The following is an 18905-nucleotide window of genomic DNA, read 5'->3' as shown; positions in this document are numbered from 1 at the left end:
TCTAAGATCTGGGAATGCAATATGTAAAAGTAGCATGTCATCAAACAAAAAAAGCCTCTTTGTGAGGCTTTGGTGGAAGTTGAGGGATTCGAACCCCCGACCCTCTGCTTGTAAGGCAGATGCTCTGAACCAGCTGAGCTAAACTTCCATTAAATTAAAATTTTTAAAGTTAATACTTCCGATAACTGTTCGTGATCTATTAACCGTCCCGAAAACTATCGGGCTAAACTTCCAGAGAAATAATTTTCATCTTGAAAGTGGAAGTTGAGGGATTCGAACCCCCGACCCTCTGCTTGTAAGGCAGATGCTCTGAACCAGCTGAGCTAAACTTCCAATTTAATAATTCCCGTTCTCTATCAGAAGGGAGTGCAAATGTATAATTAAAATTTTTTCTCCCCAAAAAATGTATTGATATTTTTAAATAGTTTGATTAAGCTTTTGATTTTGAGTAACAAAATTTTAAATCATCAATTTATCCTAAATGAAAACCCAGCCTTCGCACATCTTCCTGGCATCTGCACAAAGCCAGCTTCTACATAATTCGAATTGCTGATATTGGATACTTCCACAAAGAATCCAAGCTTTTTGAGACGGTTGTAGTCCATTCTGGCATCCAATAGGAAGTAAGGGTCCAAAGCAAAGCGTTCGATGTATCGGCCTTTGACGGTCAACTCAATTTTTTGAACAAATTCAGCCTGCAAGCCTCCGATGACCTGATGACGCAAAGCAGTCAAGGCATTTCTCGATTCTACTCCTTCCGCCTGCACGAGATTGGCATCGATGTAATTGTAGCTCAAGTTTACTTCTCGCAACTTGGCCTGCGAACTCCCGAAATTGATCAGGTATTGGATGGAGGTTTCGATGCCTTGGAAAGTAACCTGACTTACGTTTTGTGGTGTCCAGCGATTGGGGTTGGGCTGTACGGTGCTGGGGTCACGAATATAGTCGATCAGGTTATTTGTATTTCGATAAAAATAAACAACTTCTGCACGTGTACGCTTTCTATCCAATTTCCAGCCCACTTCATAATTCCAAGCTTCCTCCGGCATTAAGTCAGGATTGCTAAAATTGCTGGGGTCTTGGTAATAGAGTTCTGTAAAGGAAGGAATACGGAAACTGGCCCCTAAGTTTGTGTAAACTCTAGAACTTTGATTGATTTGGTAGCCGAGTTCAGCACCCGGGAAATGTCTCCAGCCAAACTCATCGTACAGATTGGAGTAAATACCTGCCCGGGCATCAAACTTTTTCCAAAATTCTATTCTATGTTCAGCAAATACACCTAAGAATTGACGGTCACGCAGTCCTAAATTATTGCTGTCAATTCGCTCATCTCGGCCTTCAATACCAAACCCGGTCGTGCCTAGATTAGACGTGTAGGTTGCATTCACTTCCAATGCATGCACATCCGAGACGTGGTTGTTGGTAAAGAATGCAGGCTCATTTCTACGAAGTCTGAATTCATCAATGTTTCTTCTCCAATAAGCTCTTGTCTGAACATAAAGGTTAGACTTTCGGTAGGTATGACTCAGTGCTGCCAAGGAAGTCTGCAAACTTTCCCATTGGTCAGGGAAGGCGTTGGTATAAAACCCGTTTGCTCCAAATGTTCGGTCACTCCAGCCTGCCATAAGGTTAAGCTCGTGGTGTTCATTTAATTCTATACCTGACTCGTAAAAAAAGTTAGTAACCTTGAAATCAGAGTTGTACCAATGTCCATCGGATGCGTCGTGGGAAACCGATAATGTCTGTCTGTATTTTCCTACAGGCAACGAAGAAATAATGTGACCACCCCGCATACCAAAGTCTCCGCCGAAACCTTGGATATTCAAACTGGTGGATTCTGGTAGTTCCGTTACAATATTTACTGCTCCTGCAAAGGCATTTTGACCAAAAACTCGCGAACCAGGTCCTTTCAAGACTTCAATGCGTTGAATAGACTGAAATGGAACAGGGATATTCATCATGTGATTATTCGTCTGAGGGTCTGTTAGCTTGATTCCATTAAGAAGCATCAGTGTTTGCTCGAAGCTTCCTCCTCGGATGCCGATATTAGCTTGTACACCACTTACACCTCTTTGGCGCACATCCACCCCAGGGGTAAATGCCAATACCTCTTGAATACTTCTAGCGGGAGTAGTTTCTATTGCCTTTCTTGTAATGACAGAAATGTTACGAGAAGTTTTGTTGAAGGGAATTTCGATTCGGTTTTCTTTGATGATGATTTCATCCAGACCCACCGTAATGCTGTCTTTTTCCTGAGCAAAACTTGCTTGGAGTGAAAAGAAAAAGACAAAAATCATGATTTTATTCATAACTAGAGATCATTTGAAGAAACAAATTACTGATGAATATCATGGAATAGCAAATCGAAACTTTCTATGAAATGAAATAAAAAAACCGATAGAAGCTTTTGTTTCTATCGGTTGAAGATTTAGTATGCAATATAATATATGTTCACATGCCTGCTAATCACATTACAGCCAGAGTAGTATATCGATGATTATAGACAATCGATCACCGTTTTTAACGGAAGCCTACAGACCTATTGAATAGATTTATTTGCTGAGCTTTAGGAGTGAAAGTGGATAATCATCTATTGAAATATGCGCAGCTTGATTATTCTACTAAATAGGGGTTCAACTTTAATTTTTCAACGATGTAATTGATTGCCAATTGACCCTTTACCGAATTACCTGCTTCATCGAGAGGGGGAGCTACGACTGCTATGCCAAACTTTCCTGGCACTACAGCGATCAATGCTCCTCCTACACCACTCTTGGCAGGTAAGCCAGTTTGATATAGCCATTTTCCTGAATTTTCATAAAGTCCAGCCGTAGCCATTACCGGTAAAGTATAGGATACAGCATCAGGGGAAACGACTCGCTTGTTGGTGATTGGATTATTGCCACCACTTGCTAAAGTCGCGGCCATAGTAGCAAGATCACGAGCATTTACACTGAGGGCACATTGTCTCGTGTAAATATCTACCGATTGGTCTGCATCAAAATAGATTTTGTCGTATGCTTTCAAGAGTTGGGCTTGGGCTACATTTCGTTGGTTGTCCCCAGCTTCACTGATGTAAACTGCTTCGTCCACTTCCAAGCGTCTACCAGCAAAATCTGACAATTTATTGACGATAGCTTCCCATTTTTCCTCAGCCGTATTGCCACTTACGAGACTTGTGGTTGCAATAGCTCCTGCATTAACCATGGAATTGATCCCTGATTCGCGATTGATTTCCATGGCGATTATGGAGTTGAAGGGGAAACCAGTGGCATTTGCTCCCACTTTTTCTTTGATGACGATTGGTCCTGACTCTTCCAAGACAAGGGAAAGAACAAAGGCTTTGGAAACACTTTGAATAGAAACTTTAGAGAAATTATCCCCAGCAGAATAAGTATTCCCCTCTACATCAACTACCACTATTCCGAAAATCGAAGGATCAACCCTTGCCAATTCTTTGATGTAATCGGCATTTTTACCTTCCTGAACATCTTTAAATTCCAGATAGGCTTGCTCGACTGTCTGTTGGATTTCTTGTTTTGTTTGAGCAATAGAGGTAATGCTAATTGCCCAAAAAAGTATTACTAGAACTGATTTTTGTAGTTTCATCGCTTAATTGGTTTTGGAAAATCTGTAGACAAAGTTTGCTTGAATTTTGTTGATTGCGAAGAAGTTTCCCTGAGCTGCAGGGAGTTCAAGATCAGGTGCCCCCACAAAATTTGCATTTTGTCGGTTAGCATATTGGTATTCAAGACCAAAGGATATTCCAGGTAAAGGCTTGTGTATCAAACCCACCGTCAAATAACTTCCGCTCTGAAAAGATGTACTTAATTGGGAGTCAAAAGTGTCATTTACCACTCTTGAGAAAGCAACTGTTGAACTGAGGGTTTCTGTTAGACGAATTTCACTTGCAGCCATGACTGAATAAAAGGGGATCGGGGCTCCATTGACAGGAGTGACTAGGTTTGCGGGGTTAGCCCTTACCCCAACGTCTGCTGTACCATCGTTGAGAAAGTTTTGAATTCCTCTTCCAGTAACAAAAGAGCCCAACAGGCGGATGTTACGGGTAGGGTTGATGCTTCCTGAAATATTGGTGCCATGCCCCCATGCATCTCCTGAAAAGTCTGCATCCGGGGTTCTGCCTCGATCATACCAAGAAATGTATTTGCTTACCCAACTGGCTTGGAGATGTCCTTTTTCGAAATTTCTTCGGTAATGGAAAGTAAAGGCGGGGAGTTTGTTAGTGAAGACAATGTCAGAAAGTTTTTCTCGGAATGTAAAGTCTTCACGAAAAGGACCTAAGTCAGAAGAAGCAGAAGGGTTTTCGATACCGATTTGCACCTGATTTTTGGGCGAATCTATAAGCTTATAGCTGATCTGAATATTTCGAAGAAGTACCATCCCATTAGGTCCGAAAAACTCTACCGTATTGGGGACAACACTGCCATCCATGAAAACAGAGTTTCGCTTTCCAAAGGTCCATCTATTCCATTCTGCATAGGCATTGAAAACGCGGAAAAATGTTTCTCCCACATTGCTTCCCCCACCAACCAAATCTAATTCAAATCGTGTGACTAAATCACCTTTAGACGTAGATTGCCTGGTATTAAAACCAACTCGGGATGGTCTAACACTGATGCCGAAAGAACCGTTGTCGGCAAAAGGTCTCCCTTGATCGTCCAAGATACGTGTAGGTCTCAACATTTCCGCCCAATTGGGATCTGAAGATTGAAAGTTGTAAGTGGTTATCAACCAAAACATTCCCGTAAATTCAATATCGATGGGGTTTTTGTTTTGTGCCTTGGCTGAGAATAAGGATAATGCACATATTACAAGGAGAAAAGCGTGCTTGAAAGAATAGTTCATCTCGAGATAAAGTTAACACGGGACATCAAATGAATATAAAATCTATTCAAGAACTTAACCGATTAGTTTTTGTTTTTAATTTATTGATCTATTTTCTGAAATCTAATTTTCATCTCTTTTGCATGATTTTGGAGAAATTAACATCAAGAACTTTATCTCCTTACACTTTCCTGTATTTTTGTGTCTGTACTATTATTTCATCGAAAAAAGATTTAAATCAACTTAAATAATTATGAAAAATACTTGGATAGGGATCATCGTCCTATTTTTCATCAGCTCTGCCACGAGCCCACTGTTTGCACAGCAGGTTCAGGATAATGGAGATGATGCTTTTACCGAATTTGGCTACCGTCAGGGAACAGCTTACCGTACAGCCTCCGGCAAACCCGGACCTTCTTATTGGCAAAATGGAGCCGATTATGTCATGAATGTAACCTTGGATGAAGATGAGCAAACCATTACAGGGAACGTGGTGATTACCTACAAAAACAATTCCCCAGAGTCATTAGACTTTGTGTGGTTGTATTTAGAGCAAAATAGATTTACTCCCGATTCACGTGGGACCTTGACAACACCCGTTCAAGGAAATCGCTACAATGGAGATTTGGACGGCGGTAACACAATTACCAATGTGAAAGCTCAAGTTGTAGGTAAAAATAGGGCTGTTTCCAGTGAACATTATATTTCAGATACCCGTATGCAGGTGTATTTTGCTGAGCCCATCCCTGCCAATGGGGGTCAGGCGACTATTTCGATGGATTTTACTTACAAAATCCCTGAAAAAGGCATGGATCGCATGGGTCGGGTAAATACTAAAAATGGTGAAATTTTTGCCTTGGCTCAATGGTACCCTAAGGTTGCGGTGTTTGATGATGTTACAGGATGGAATACCGATCCATACCTTGGAGCAGGAGAGTTTTACTTGGGCTATGGGGATTTTGACTATAAAGTCACTGTGCCTTATGATCATATTGTGGTGGCATCTGGGGAATTGATGAATCCTAACCAAGTGTTGCCAAAGTTAATTCAGGATAGGTTGAAGCAGGCAGCCGCAAGTGATGAAAGAGTTTACTTAATTTCTCCCGATGAAGTTACTGATTATGCCAAGACTAGACCTGCTCAAAGTGGTACACTCACCTGGCATTTTAAAATGAACAATACCCGTGATGTGGCCTTTGCTTCTTCCAAAGCTTTTATTTGGGATGCAGCAAGGATTAATTTGCCTTCAGGTAAAACAGCCATGGCCCAATCGGTTTACCCTGTAGAAAGTGATGGCTATGAGGCTTGGGGAAGATCCACCGAATACAGCAAAGCTTCTGTTGAGCACTATTCCGAAATGTGGTATGAATATCCGTATCCAGTAGCAGTCAATGTAGCCGCAGAAGTAGGAGGGATGGAGTATCCTGGTTTAAACTTTTGTAGCTGGAAATCTAAAGGAGAGTCTTTATGGGGTGTAACTGATCATGAGTTTGGCCACAACTGGTTCCCGATGATTGTAGGTTCCAATGAGCGCCGACATGCTTGGATGGACGAAGGGTTCAATACTTTTATCAACTATTACAGTTATTTGGCCTTCAACGATGGTGAATATACCAATAACCTGAAACAGACCAGAAGATATATTGGTTGGATGACCAATAAAGACCGAGAACCAACCGCTACGCATCCTGACCGCACACAGTCCAATAATTTGGGAATGGTAGCTTATTGGAAACCTGCCTTGGGTTTGATGATGTTGAGAGAGTATGTATTAGGTCCGGATACTTTCGATAGAGCGTTCAGATCCTATATCAAAACCTGGGCATACAAACATCCGCAGCCAACAGACTTCTTTAACCACATGGAAAATGTTTCGGGAGAGAATTTGGATTGGTTTTGGAAGGGTTGGTTCTATAGCAATGCCAACATTGATTTAGCTATTGATGGGGTATTTCCTTATGGGGCTAATTATGTTGTAAATCTTTCCAATAGAGGAGAAATGCCTATGCCGGTATTATTGGAAATCACGTATGAAGATGGAGAAAAAGAACGAAGAATGCTCCCTGTGGAGATTTGGTTCAAAGGCAATCAATGGAGCCACTTACTGAGAGTAGATAAGAAAGTTGTTGGGGTTGAAATTGACCCGGACAAAGTGATTACAGATATCAACTCAGGCAATGACAAATGGCCTTCCACCCTTTACAAATAAGAATTTATTCAAAAGCCTTGGTAATCCCACCAAGGCTTTTTTTGTTTTCACGGCGTGACAATACTTTTTGGATTTATCGCAGAAAGTTGATTCTTTTCAATTTCAAAACCTTGGGAGCTTATCATTTTTCACCATGATGTTCTAGTGTCTACCTTCGCGTAACTTTGCCAGCCCTCAAAACTCATCATTCACCTCTAACCAATACCCATCTGGATCCCGGATGTAGATTTGACGGATGCCATCTGGTCTAGTGGTGATCGTATTTGGATTCCCAGGCCAATCTTCGAAAGGGATATTCAATTTTTTGAGATTTTCGATAAAGGCATCCATGTCAGGGACACTGAAACAAATGTGATTGTGTTTGTTGATGGTAACCGGTTCCCAGGGAGCTTGGATGATATGCATACTCAGGTTATTGCCTATGTCCAACCAATCGTGTAAGCCATCTTTAAATGGTTCATCCAATTTTGGAAAACCGAAAACACTGGTGTAAAAGGCAGTGCTACGGGTTATATCTTCTACATAAACGGCTATATGGGTAATTTTTGCTTGGGCTCGAGCGTTCATGGGGCTGGCAATCAGTAAGGAGCTAAAGATTAAAATACTGAATAAATACTTCATGGCATTGGGTTTTTTTAAAATTACCCTAAAAAGTATAATCTGTCAAAATTTGCGAGTTTTTTCCCATAAAAAAAGCCAGGCTTTTGAAAACCTGGCCTTAGTCAGAAACAGCTCATGTTATTTTTTTGGATTCAATGCTAATTTTTCAGCCTCATCAAATAAGTTGATGGCCTGTAAGTAAATTTCGTTAATATCATTAATTACCCTGTAAAACGCATTGTCATCATAGATATTGCGACTCATGTGCGCTTTGATCAAAATACGAAGGTACTCTTTTGATTTTTTGAAGTCTTTTTCATCGAATTTCACCTTGTTGCGCTCGCCAACTTTGATAAGGTTTTGGAGCATCTCATCTGTGACAGTGAATTTGTTATAGTAGTCTTGAAAGCTCATACCTTCAAATTTCTTCTTGTTATTGTCAGCATAATCCAAGATAAATTCTCTAGCTGAATCTGAATTGAAGAGTCTGTTGACGTAAGAACTTGCCATTGTAGTATCCAAAGGGACAAAGAAGTCAGGCATGATTCCTCCTCCTCCATACACCGTTCTTCCGGAGACTGTCTCGTATTTCAAGCTGTCACTGAATTTGACACTATCTGCTGAGAAAAACTCTCCATGCATCAAGCGGTTAGACCAATCCGCCGAATAGTCTTCATTTTCACCATAAGGTTTTTGGATAGACCTGCCTGATGGTGTATAGTATCTCGCAATGGTTAGCCTTAATTCTGCACCATCTGACAAATCCAATGGCAACTGTACGAGGCCTTTTCCAAACGATCTTCTTCCTACGACCAATCCACGGTCATTGTCTTGAATAGCTCCTGCCACAATCTCTGAAGCAGATGCACTTCCTTCATTGATCAATACGATGACAGAACCGTCCTCAAACATCCCCGGTCTGACTGCATAGGCTTTATTATTGAATCGCGAAGTTTTACCTTTTTGGGATACGATGAGGGCATTGTCTCCAAGCAATTCGTCCACCATATTGATAGCAGCAGTCATATAGCCACCTGGATTGCTTTGTAGATCCAAGATCAATTTGGTCATTCCTTGTTCTTTCAACTCGCTGAGTGATTTCTTGAACTCCTCGTATGTAGTTGCCGCAAAGCGGGTAACTTTTATATAGCCAATTTCATTGTCTACCATGTAAGAGGCATTGATGCTGTATTGAGGAATTTTGTCTCGTTTGATTTCAAATGGCATCAACGAAGCTTGATTTTTTCTTTTCACCTCAATGTTAACAGTACTACCTCTAGGTCCTCTTAACAGGTCAAATACATCTCTATTGGTAATACCTGTTCCGGCAACTGTCTTTCCATCCACCGTGATGATTTGGTCACCTGACTGAATTCCCAATTTCTCGGAAGGACCTCCAGTAAGGGGAGCTACAACATAAATGGTGTCTCTCACGATTCCAAACTCTACGCCAATACCATCAAACTCTCCATCGAGTTGGGATTTGGCCAATGTAGCATCTCTTGCAGGAATGTAAGATGAGTGTGGATCCAATTTCTCTAGCATACGCTGAATACCATACTCTACCAATTCATTGGTATTGACACTATCCACATAGTCACGATTGATGTATGTAATGATTTCCTGCAGCTTGTAGATGGCTGCTCTCAAATCATTTCTGTCACTTTTTGGCTCGGCAAATGTGGCTCCAATCCAAATCCCCGCAGAAATCCCCAAAGCCAATATAATTGGAAGCCGAATTTGCTGTTTACTGTTCTTTATTTCACTCACGCCTATCGATAATTTAAATTTTGGGACTGTTGAATAGCTATCAAATATACAATTTAACTGAGAATTGTGGTAATTCGTTTAGATTAACGAGATATTTTGATTTTTGGCGAAGACTTTCACTTAATTTATCTAAAATAAAGTAATTTTGCCTCATGTCTGAGTCCAAATCCAATAGTCATCATAAGCCCATCAAAGAATTGGTGGAAGAAAACTATGTTTTTGCAGCAGTGCTTCACTACTTCGGGATAGATTTTTTCTTGTATGAGCACAATTCGTTGGATGAAGTTTGTCAGAAATTTAAAATCAATCCTAGGCAACTGATCGCAGAGCTCGAGCATTGGGCTTTGCAAAAAGAACCGAGTCATGAGGAATTGTACCTCAAGCCCATTGAGGTGTTGATGGCCTACCTGAAGCGGAAGCATTATTTCTTTGTGCGTCAAGAATTGCCATTTCTCTCTAACATGATTGGAGGTATAAAGGTCGAAGGGCATTATGCTGGGATTTTAGCTGATTTGAAAATGCTGTTCCCCATGTTTGTGGAGGATTTTATTCACCATATTCATGAAGAGGAAACCACCCTTTTCAACCGCATTAAGTTGTTGCAGGAAATCGAGGCTGACTTGTACAGACTCCCTGATGCATTGAAAATCCTTGAAAATAAACCCATAGCCAATCTATCTGATCAGCATGAAGCCCATGATGATGAGATGATCGGAATCCGTCAGCTGACCAAAGATTATCAGCTTGAAGTGGAGGCGCCTACTGCGATCAAAGTGTTGTACCATGAGCTCCAGGTTTTTGAAAAGGAGCTACAAGTTCATGCAACGATCGAGGATACGCTACTTTTCCCGAAAGCAATCGAGTTGGAGCGGGAAGTGGTCAGAAGGCTGCGAAAAAAAATAATCAGCAACTGATGGGCAGAATTTTAGCAATTGACTTAGGGACGAAGCGTACGGGTTTGGCGGTGACAGATCCTTTGAAAATCATTTCGAATCCTTTAGAAACCATCCCAACGCATACCTTGGAAGATTATCTCAGGAATTATTTCTCCAAAGAGTCCGTTGAGTTAGTGGTTATAGGATATCCCAAATCCTTGGATGGTACTCCCAATCAAATGACACCGCTGGTTGAGGCCTTGAAAAAACGCTTAGCTAAGGTTTTTCCTGAGATGCCAACCACCTTTGTGGATGAACGATTTACCTCCAAAATGGCCATGCAATCCATGATCGCCATGGGAACTAAGAAAAAAGACAGAAAAGAAAAGGCTGGCAACTTAGATAAAATGAGTGCAGCCATCATATTACAGACATATTTAGACCGCTTATGATTTACCCAATCGTTGCGTACGGCAATCCGATATTAAAAAAAGAAGCAGAAGAGATTCGTGAAGGAGAAAACCTTTCCGAATTGATCAAAGACATGTATAGCACCATGGACCATGCCAACGGTGTGGGCCTTGCCGCTCCGCAGATAAACAAAGGTATTCGTCTATTTGTGATTGATAGCACCTTAATGTTGGATGAGGAAGATGAAGAAAAAGGCATCCGTCGCGTATTTATCAATCCTATTATTTTGGATGAATACGGAGATAATTATGGTTTTGAGGAAGGATGTCTAAGTATACCTGATGTACGTGCGGAAATTATCCGTCCCGAAAAACTTACAATCGAATATTACGACGAAAACTGGAATCTAAAGGAGGAGGAGTTTTCTGGGATGACAGCACGCGTTATCCAACATGAATATGATCATTTGGAGGGGATTCTTTTTGTAGATTACCTCAAAGGATTGAAAAAGCGCTTAATTCAAAGTAAATTGATCGATGTCAGTAAGGGGAAAATTTCCACAGATTACCGCATGATTTATCCCCTGAAATAAAACTCCTTAATTCTTTTTTTCTTGCTATGAATACCTCGGATTTGAAACTTGCATTGGTGCAGACAAACCTTTTTTGGAAAGATAAAACGGCTAATTTGGCCATGCTGGAAGAAAAGGTCTTCAATATCGAGGCAGGAGTTGATATCATCGTATTGCCTGAAATGTTCAGCACTGGCTTTACCATGGATGCTATTGAAGTAGCCGAGCCTATGAATCTGAATACCACTAAATGGATGAAACAATTGGCGGCGCAGACGAAAGCTGTTATTTGTGGATCCATTGTAATCAAAGATGACGGGAACTACTACAATCGCTTTTTGTGGGTGGAACCTTCCGGTCAAATTCAGACCTACGATAAGCGTCATTTGTTTCGAATGGCGGACGAAGATCAACACTATGCAGCAGGGAAAAGTAATCAGATTATCCATTACAAAGGTTGGAAAATTCTTCCCCAAATCTGCTACGATTTACGCTTTCCTGTTTGGTCCAGAAATACGACTGAAGACGAAGCCTTGGCCTATGATTTAATTCTATTTGTAGCGAGTTGGCCAAAGCCTAGAATTTCTGCCTGGGATATTTTATTGCAAGCACGTGCGGTGGAGAATCTAAGCTATTCCTTAGGTGTGAATCGGGTAGGGCAGGATGGAAATGCGATTCCTTATTCTGGACATAGTGCCGTGTATGACTTCAAAGGAAATCAATTGGTATTCAATGAAGATGAGGAATGTATCCTGTATTGTACCATTCAATACGCACCATTGATGGAATTTAGGGCCAAATTTCCCGCATGGATGGACTCAGATTCATTCATCATTCCCTGATACTGGGATATTTTACTTATTTTAGCCCGATTTTTAAAGGTAAAGGAATTTTACAATAGTAAAATGAGTTTATCTTTCAGTTTAATCAATCCAAACAAGAACCATTAACTAAAGACAACGAACGTGGCAAAAATTCTTTATACGCTTACGGATGAAGCACCAGCACTGGCAACCTATTCATTTTTACCCATTGTAAAAGCATTTACGGATTCTGCAGGGATTACTGTTGAAACCCGTGATATCTCTCTTGCAGGAAGAATCATTTCCCAGTTTCCGGAATTTTTGAAGGATGATCAGCAAATCAACGATGATTTGGCAGAGTTAGGGGAATTGGCAAAAACTGCGGAGGCTAATATTATCAAGCTCCCTAACATATCAGCTTCCATTCCTCAGTTAAAGGCAGCAATTAAAGAATTGCAATCCAAAGGCTATGCATTGCCGGATTATCCGGATGACCCTCAAACAGAAGAGGAAAAGGGGATCAAAGCACGTTATGATAAAATCAAAGGAAGTGCAGTAAACCCAGTTTTGAGAGAGGGTAACTCGGATAGAAGAGCTCCTTTAGCGGTAAAACAATATGCTAAAAATAACCCTCACAGCATGGGTAAGTGGTCATCTGAGTCCAAAACTCATGTGGCATCTATGACCGAAGGTGATTTTTATGGTTCTGAGCAATCAGTTACCATGCCAGCGGCAGATACAATCACTATTGAATTGCAGGGTGCTGATGGTAGTCGCAAGGTGCTGAAAGAGGGCTTGAAAGTACAGGCTGCTGAGGTGATTGATGCGGCTGTATTGAGTGTTTCCAAGTTGAATGCATTTTTAGCCGAGCAAAAAGAAGATGCCAAAAGACAGGGAGTGTTGTTTTCACTACACATGAAGGCAACTATGATGAAGGTATCTGATCCAATCATCTTTGGTCATGCAGTCAAAGTGTTTTTTGCTCCAGTATTCGAGCAATTTGGCGATACCTTCAAAAAATTAGGAGTAGATGTCAATAACGGTTTTGGGGATTTAGTAGCTAAGATTGCTACACTTCCTGCTGATGAGCGTGCTGCGGTGGAAGCTGCTATTGAAGCATGTCTGACTGATTCCCCTGATTTGGCAATGGTCAATTCCGATAAAGGAATCACCAATCTACACGTGCCTAGTGATGTCATCATCGATGCATCCATGCCTGCCATGATCCGTACATCTGGTCAAATGTGGAATAAGGAAGGAAAGCAGCAAGATACTAAGGCCGTTATACCTGATCGTTCCTATGCCGGCGTGTATCAAGAAACCATTGACTTCTGTAAAAAGAACGGTGCATTTGATCCAGCTACCATGGGCTCAGTGCCTAATGTCGGTTTGATGGCCCAAAAAGCAGAGGAGTATGGTTCCCACGATAAGACCTTTGAAATCCCGTTTGCTGGTACTGTAGTGGTGAAAAATGCAGCGGGTGAAACCTTGATGTCTCATGCCGTTGAGGCAGGAGATATTTGGAGAATGTGCCAAACTAAGGATGCACCAATTCAGGATTGGGTAAAATTAGCGGTAAACCGTGCCAGAGCTACACAGACCCCTGCGGTATTCTGGTTGGATAAAAACCGTGCCCATGACAGAGAATTGATTGCAAAGGTGGAAAGCTATTTGAAAGGCTATGATACCGCTGGATTGGAAATTCATATCCTTTCACCAATTGAGGCGACGCGTTTCTCTTTGGAAAGAATTAAGGCAGGAAAAGATACCATTTCTGTAACAGGGAATGTCTTGAGAGATTACTTGACAGATTTGTTCCCGATCTTGGAATTGGGTACCAGCGCCAAAATGCTTTCCATTGTGCCATTGATGAATGGTGGAGGATTATTTGAAACAGGTGCGGGTGGTTCTGCTCCTAAGCACGTAGAGCAACTGCTTGATGAAAACCATTTGCGTTGGGATTCTTTAGGAGAATTCTTGGCATTGGCTGTTTCCTTGGAGCATTTGGCAACAGTGTTTGGCAATGAGCGAGCACAAGTGTTGGCGGAGACCTTGGATGCTGCTACGGGCAAGTTTTTGCAAGAGGATAAATCACCATCCAGAAAAGCGAAAGAATTGGATAATAGAGGCTCTCATTTCTACTTGGCCATGTACTGGGCTGAAGCTATGGCTGCACAGTCCAAAGATGCCGGGCTGAAAGCAAAATTCGCTCCGATTGCTGCTGATTTGGCTGCACAAGAGGCGAAAATTGTACAAGAACTCAATGAAGTGCAGGGCGTCAAAGTAGACATAGGTGGATATTATCAGCCTGATGCTGCCAAAACTTCTGCTATCATGAGGCCAAGCGCGACATTTAACTCAATTTTAGCTGCTTTGGTATAAGCTTAGATAAGCTGTTAGGATAAAGAAACTCCTTGAAATTGGCTTGTGCCTTCTTCAAGGAGTTTTTGTTTGTTGTCCTTATTAAGCTTCGTAAAATTTGATTTGGTGCATTTTCAGAAAATCCTTGATGATGTCCATATGAATACATTCACCTAAGTGGATAAAGGAATAATCGCTCACATTTTTCAATTTCCCATTGCTCATGATTTGCTTTTCTTCTATGTCAAATCCTAAATGCAAGTGTTTGGTCCTGCTTTGCATGCCATAAATAAGTCCATTAGTGCCGAACAAAGGGCCACCGCTTTGTCCTCTCAGCCCAGGAGTACTCATTTCTATGCCATACTTCACGCCATTTTTGTCAGCCACAAACCGCGTCAGCATGCCTTCGATAGGGAAGCGAGGGGAGGCTTTCGTACCTTCTGCTGTCCATACGATATCATCCTGCGCTTCTGAAAAGGTGTAGTTAGTAAACTCAGGAAAAGGAAAGCCCAATCGACAGAGGTAACTTCCTTGGTTGATCTCTTGGCCACTTTTTCCAAATACTGCATGACCTTGATACAAGGTACGACCGATATCATTAAACTTTAAAATGGCCAAATCGTAGGTAGGGTGAAGGTGCCAAGTATATCCTGACATACGGTCTACACAGTCCACAAAGGTGGTTTTCATTTGGATGATACTATGTTCTTTAAATCTATAGGCTACTTCAAGCTCTTTGATTTTCTTTGGGTGTTTGGTTACTCTTTTTTTCGCAGCAAACTCTTGGTACCTACTTTGGAGCGTGCGCCCCTGTGCCAGCCATTGAATAACATGCTTGCAGGTGATGGCCACTCCCAATTCATTAACAAAAAATAGGGTAGCAGCTCCAGGGATAACCTGATTGGAGGCATAAGTGCGGCTGATGGTGTGTATGGCGCGGGTAAATCCCGCTACTTTTTGAATAGCTTCAACAAACATGGATTTATTTATAGATTTTCGCTTAAAATACACAAAAAATTATCGTGCTGATAATCAAATAATTGTTTTCATGTGAGTAGGCTCGCAATCGATTGTACATAGGTTTTTGTTTAAAATGTTCATTCTCAAAACCTTATTCGGTTTGGGGGACTGATTTTTTTTGGGTATTTTAGTGCTGTGAAATTTGTTTAAACACACCCTATGAGGTCTTTTGGACACCAAATTTTAAAAATCATTACACAACACAAACAATAAACACACAAATTATGAGCAAAATCAAAATCGGTATCAATGGATTTGGAAGAATCGGACGATTGGTATTCAGAGCTGCCTCTAAAAGAAGCGACGTAGAAGTAGTTGCTATCAATGACTTGATTGATGTGGACTACATTGCCTATATGTTGAAATACGATTCTACCCATGGAGTTTTCGACGGAGATGTATCCGTTAAAGATGGGAAGTTGGTCGTTAATGGAAAAGAAATCAGAGTAACAGCTGAAAAGAGTCCTGCAAACTTGAAGTGGGGCGAAGTAGGTGCTGACTATGTAGTGGAGTCTACAGGTATCTTCTTGACCAAAGAAACAGCCCAAGGACACATCGATGCAGGTGCGAAAAAAGTAATTATGTCTGCACCTTCCAAAGATGACACGCCTATGTTTGTAATGGGTGTTAATGAGTCTTCCTACACGCCTGATATGACTTTCGTATCCAATGCTTCTTGTACGACCAACTGCTTGGCTCCAATTGCTAAAGTATTGAATGATAATTGGGGTATTGAAGAAGGCTTAATGACGACCGTTCACGCGACTACAGCTACTCAAAAAACGGTAGATGCTCCTTCTTCTAAAGACTGGAGAGGTGGTAGAGGTGCAGGTCAAAACATCATTCCTTCTTCCACAGGTGCTGCTAAAGCAGTAGGGAAAGTTATCCCTGAGTTGAACGGTAAATTGACCGGTATGGCTTTCCGAGTGCCAACTCCTAACGTTTCTGTGGTTGATTTGACTGTACGTTTGAAAAACCCTGCTAAATACAGCGAGATTTGCGCTAAAATGAAGGAGGTGTCTGAGACATCCATGAAAGGTGTTTTAGGCTATACAGAGGATGCAGTGGTTTCAACTGACTTCAATGGTGATGCTAGAACATCTATCTTTGATGCTGAAGCAGGTATCCAATTAAGCGATACTTTCGTGAAAGTAGTGTCTTGGTATGATAATGAGTGGGGCTATTCTAACAAAGTAGTAGACTTGTTAGTGTACATTGCCAACAAATAATTTTCAAAATACACTGTAAAAGGAGGTCCATGGACCTCCTTTTTTTATTTAACAGGTTCATTTTGAGCTTTTTTTTGACTTTTGTGAAAGTTTTTTGTATACTAGTCAAAAGTATTTATCACCCACTATGTTACAATCACTGTTGGTTTTCTTCTTGTTTTTGGGTTTTAGCCCAGAGGAGGAAGTGAACGTTAATCAAACATCTCTTCAGGACTCCATTGTCAGTTATAAAAATATTACGTATCCCAAAAGGTTAGAAAAGCCCGTTTTGGAGGCTTTTTCTCATTTCCCAGAGTTGGAGGATGTGAAAATAGACTTTCAATTGATTAAGAATATTAATGGCGCTGTTATGCAGGCCCAACCTAATGTGCTTTCTTTAATTCTTGATAAAAAAAATGAGCGCAGGTACCGGATTAAGATTACAGAAACCTTGATTTTTGATGATTCTAAAATGCCCATTGAGCAAGTTCCTCATGAAGCACTCGTGGGATGGATTGGACATGAATTGGGGCACGTGATGGATTATCTCAACCGCAGTTCATTGAATATGGTGGCTTTTGGAATTGGTTACAAGTTTTCCAAAAAGAAATACATTGAAGCAGAACTTGTAGCGGATAGTTATGCCATCGCCTATGGTTTAGGGCCTCAAATCCTATTTCACAAACACTACATTCTAGATCATGATAAATTCACGGATGCCTATAAAGATAAGCTCCGTGACTTATACATGTCTCCAAGAGTAATTTCCGCACTGATGCAAGCCTTGGGTCAGCAGGCCCTATAATCGTGTGATATGGTCTTTTTTAACGTAGGCACGCTTGTTGTTCCATTCTACCTCGTGCCAAATATCTTTGGTTGATTTGATCACCACTCGATGACCTGGATCTACTTTAGAGATGATTTTACTGGCTGCTGTTGGTTTTTCCATGACCAAGGTAGGACTACCTGTTATGATTCCAGTTTTGGGTTGGTATAAAAAGTTATTGCATAAGAATACCAAGAATATCAAGCCAAAGGAGGGGATGTAGTATTTTGGCTTGATTGCCTTCTCTTTAAACACTACCAATAATATCAGGGAAACGAGTAATAAGAAAGCAAATGTAGAGGTGAGTTCAACTCTCAAGTCTGTGACAAAGCCAAAGAACCTGTCCCAATCCGAAAGTTCATATCCGTATAACTCAGATTGCTCAGTCAAGGATTTGATTTTTGTAATTACGCGAGGATTTGGATTGAGGTCATAAAATTTGGCAAGGTAGAAGGAAGCTTTTGAGAAATCACCCATACCTTCAGCAACAAAAGCCATTTTTAACAGCATGGCAGGGGTGTAGGCTTCCTCTTCCAAGAGCAGCTGTTCATAGATGAGTAAAGCTTCTTGATAATTGTTAGAGGCAAACAAAGAATCTGCGTTTTCAAGTGAAAATTTATTTGCCTGACAATTAAAGCTTTGAAGAAAAGTGAATAAAATAATTATAAATTTTGTGAGAAAGATTGGTTGGATGTTTTGCATTTTAAAATCGAGCTCTTATTTTTGCAGTCCAATTACGACAATGATTTGACAAAAAACAAATCAAAAGTTGTTAAAAATGTCTCTGAAACGTCTGAGGCGCACATTGACATCCGATTCCGTAGCTCAGCTGGTAGAGCATAACACTTTTAATGTTAGGGTCCTGGGTTCGAGCCCCAGCGGGATCACTGGTTTACAAGATTCATCGTCTAGGGCGAGAAGTTTATCCCGAGAGAATGCAGCGTAGCAAGTTCGAATCGGGAAGCCCCAGCGGGATCACTGGTTTATTACCTTCAATACATTAGGTATTGATAATTAAAGTTCGGGGTGTAGCGTAGCCCGGTATCGCGCCACATTTGGGATGTGGAGGTCGTAGGTTCGAATCCTGCCACCCCGACAAACTTTCCTTCGGGAAAAATTGAAACAATGGTCCTGTAGGTCAACTTGATAGAGCATCCCGACTATTCGGGAATGTTTCTGTTTTGAGTTCGCAATGTTTGAAGTAATGGTCATGTAGCTCAACTGGATAGAGCATCCCGACTACTCGGGAAGGTTTCTGGTTTGAGTTCACAAAGTTTGAAGTAATGGTCATGTAGCTCAACTGGATAGAGCATCCCGATCTATCGGGAAGGTTTCTGGTTTGAGTTCACAAATATTGAAATAATGGTCCTGTAGCTCAACTGGACAGAGCATCCCGACTACTCGGG

General features: G+C 41.1%; 15 protein-coding genes and 4 tRNA genes. 10 read left to right on the top strand and 9 right to left on the bottom strand.

Translation table 11 applies throughout. The features are described 5' to 3' along the window. Window positions 1-70: 70 nt before the first annotated feature. From IE080_RS18815 to IE080_RS18795, 5 genes are all read right to left on the bottom strand, one after another. A tRNA-Val gene (locus IE080_RS18815) sits at window positions 71-148 on the bottom strand. A gap of 110 nt (window positions 149-258) precedes the next feature. Continuing rightward, window positions 259-333: transfer RNA gene (locus IE080_RS18810), tRNA-Val, on the bottom strand. Between the two features lie 134 nt (window positions 334-467). Next, on the bottom strand, window positions 468-2309 hold the full coding sequence (locus tag IE080_RS18805; protein ID WP_189586546.1) for a TonB-dependent receptor plug domain-containing protein: 1842 nt from the start codon (window positions 2307-2309) through the stop codon (window positions 468-470). 304 nt (window positions 2310-2613) lie between these two features. Further along, window positions 2614-3609 (bottom strand): glutaminase A, encoded by a 996-nt coding sequence (glsA, locus tag IE080_RS18800; protein ID WP_189586544.1) that lies wholly within the window; start codon window positions 3607-3609, stop codon window positions 2614-2616. A 3-nt stretch (window positions 3610-3612) separates the two neighbouring features. Continuing rightward, a complete protein-coding gene (locus IE080_RS18795) occupies window positions 3613-4866 on the bottom strand; it encodes a DcaP family trimeric outer membrane transporter (RefSeq protein ID WP_189586541.1) in 1254 nt (417 codons plus the stop codon). Between the two features lie 232 nt (window positions 4867-5098). On the opposite strand from IE080_RS18795, the gene IE080_RS18790 reads away from it, so the two are divergent. Next, window positions 5099-7054: a M1 family metallopeptidase gene (locus tag IE080_RS18790; RefSeq protein WP_189586539.1), complete on the top strand. Its 1956-nt coding sequence runs from the start codon at window positions 5099-5101 to the stop codon at window positions 7052-7054. 174 nt (window positions 7055-7228) lie between these two features. On the opposite strand, the gene IE080_RS18785 is transcribed toward IE080_RS18790, so the two are convergent. After that, window positions 7229-7675 carry a VOC family protein gene (locus IE080_RS18785; RefSeq protein WP_189586536.1) on the bottom strand — a complete coding sequence of 149 codons (447 nt, stop codon included), beginning with the start codon at window positions 7673-7675 and terminating at the stop codon, window positions 7229-7231. 117 nt (window positions 7676-7792) lie between these two features. After that, window positions 7793-9424 (bottom strand): S41 family peptidase, encoded by a 1632-nt coding sequence (locus IE080_RS18780; protein WP_189586533.1) that lies wholly within the window; start codon window positions 9422-9424, stop codon window positions 7793-7795. A 152-nt stretch (window positions 9425-9576) separates the two neighbouring features. Here IE080_RS18780 and IE080_RS18775 point away from each other — a divergent pair, with 152 nt between their 5' ends. The 5 genes from IE080_RS18775 to IE080_RS18755 all read left to right on the top strand — a co-directional run bounded on the left by IE080_RS18775 (window position 9577) and on the right by IE080_RS18755 (window position 14466). Continuing rightward, window positions 9577-10338 (top strand): hemerythrin domain-containing protein, encoded by a 762-nt coding sequence (locus IE080_RS18775; protein ID WP_189586530.1) that lies wholly within the window; start codon window positions 9577-9579, stop codon window positions 10336-10338. Beyond that, entirely contained in the window at window positions 10338-10751 is a 414-nt protein-coding gene (gene ruvX, locus IE080_RS18770; RefSeq protein WP_189586528.1) for a Holliday junction resolvase RuvX, read from the top strand. The genes IE080_RS18775 and ruvX overlap by 1 nt, the downstream gene beginning before the upstream one ends. Continuing rightward, window positions 10748-11302 carry a peptide deformylase gene (gene def / locus IE080_RS18765; RefSeq protein ID WP_189586525.1) on the top strand — a complete coding sequence of 185 codons (555 nt, stop codon included), beginning with the start codon at window positions 10748-10750 and terminating at the stop codon, window positions 11300-11302. The genes ruvX and def overlap by 4 nt, the downstream gene beginning before the upstream one ends. Window positions 11303-11328: 26 nt before the next feature. Continuing rightward, window positions 11329-12123, top strand: coding sequence for an amidohydrolase (locus tag IE080_RS18760; RefSeq protein WP_189586522.1), 795 nt, complete (start codon window positions 11329-11331; stop codon window positions 12121-12123). Window positions 12124-12246: 123 nt separating this feature from the next. Then, on the top strand, window positions 12247-14466 hold the full coding sequence (locus tag IE080_RS18755) for an NADP-dependent isocitrate dehydrogenase (RefSeq protein WP_189586519.1): 2220 nt from the start codon (window positions 12247-12249) through the stop codon (window positions 14464-14466). A gap of 81 nt (window positions 14467-14547) precedes the next feature. On the opposite strand, the gene IE080_RS18750 is transcribed toward IE080_RS18755, so the two are convergent. Beyond that, complete coding sequence (locus tag IE080_RS18750; RefSeq protein ID WP_189586516.1) at window positions 14548-15423, bottom strand: trypsin-like peptidase domain-containing protein; 876 nt, start codon at window positions 15421-15423, stop codon at window positions 14548-14550. A 266-nt stretch (window positions 15424-15689) separates the two neighbouring features. On the opposite strand from IE080_RS18750, the gene gap reads away from it, so the two are divergent. Then, entirely contained in the window at window positions 15690-16694 is a 1005-nt protein-coding gene (gap, locus tag IE080_RS18745; protein WP_189586514.1) for a type I glyceraldehyde-3-phosphate dehydrogenase, read from the top strand. 127 nt (window positions 16695-16821) lie between these two features. Then, window positions 16822-17478, top strand: a complete 657-nt coding sequence (locus IE080_RS18740; RefSeq protein WP_189586511.1) for a hypothetical protein — start codon at window positions 16822-16824, stop codon at window positions 17476-17478. Here IE080_RS18740 and IE080_RS18735 read toward each other — a convergent pair. Further along, window positions 17473-18090, bottom strand: coding sequence for an SH3 domain-containing protein (locus IE080_RS18735; protein WP_229800741.1), 618 nt, complete (start codon window positions 18088-18090; stop codon window positions 17473-17475). The two genes, IE080_RS18740 and IE080_RS18735, sit on opposite strands and share 6 nt — an antisense overlap. Before the next feature lie 223 nt (window positions 18091-18313). Here IE080_RS18735 and IE080_RS18730 point away from each other — a divergent pair. Then, window positions 18314-18386 (top strand) — tRNA-Lys (locus tag IE080_RS18730). A gap of 135 nt (window positions 18387-18521) precedes the next feature. After that, window positions 18522-18595: transfer RNA gene (locus tag IE080_RS18725), tRNA-Pro, on the top strand. Window positions 18596-18905: the final 310 nt, after the last annotated feature.

It is taken from the genome of Mongoliitalea lutea (assembly GCF_014652135.1).
Lineage (GTDB): Bacteria > Bacteroidota > Bacteroidia > Cytophagales > Cyclobacteriaceae > Mongoliitalea > Mongoliitalea lutea.
This window is presented reverse-complemented; position numbering and strand designations above follow the sequence as displayed.

Coding starts and splice junctions, on each gene's coding strand:
- gap (WP_189586514.1), top strand. CDS start 15,690: ATGAGCAAAATCAAAATCGGTATCAATGGATTTGGAAGAATCGGACGA.
- glsA (WP_189586544.1), bottom strand. CDS start 3,609: ATGAAACTACAAAAATCAGTTCTAGTAATACTTTTTTGGGCAATTAGC.
- IE080_RS18750 (WP_189586516.1), bottom strand. CDS start 15,423: ATGTTTGTTGAAGCTATTCAAAAAGTAGCGGGATTTACCCGCGCCATA.
- IE080_RS18795 (WP_189586541.1), bottom strand. CDS start 4,866: ATGAACTATTCTTTCAAGCACGCTTTTCTCCTTGTAATATGTGCATTA.
- def (WP_189586525.1), top strand. CDS start 10,748: ATGATTTACCCAATCGTTGCGTACGGCAATCCGATATTAAAAAAAGAA.
- IE080_RS18740 (WP_189586511.1), top strand. CDS start 16,822: ATGTTACAATCACTGTTGGTTTTCTTCTTGTTTTTGGGTTTTAGCCCA.
- IE080_RS18785 (WP_189586536.1), bottom strand. CDS start 7,675: ATGAAGTATTTATTCAGTATTTTAATCTTTAGCTCCTTACTGATTGCC.
- IE080_RS18760 (WP_189586522.1), top strand. CDS start 11,329: ATGAATACCTCGGATTTGAAACTTGCATTGGTGCAGACAAACCTTTTT.
- ruvX (WP_189586528.1), top strand. CDS start 10,338: ATGGGCAGAATTTTAGCAATTGACTTAGGGACGAAGCGTACGGGTTTG.
- IE080_RS18790 (WP_189586539.1), top strand. CDS start 5,099: ATGAAAAATACTTGGATAGGGATCATCGTCCTATTTTTCATCAGCTCT.
- IE080_RS18775 (WP_189586530.1), top strand. CDS start 9,577: ATGTCTGAGTCCAAATCCAATAGTCATCATAAGCCCATCAAAGAATTG.
- IE080_RS18805 (WP_189586546.1), bottom strand. CDS start 2,309: ATGAATAAAATCATGATTTTTGTCTTTTTCTTTTCACTCCAAGCAAGT.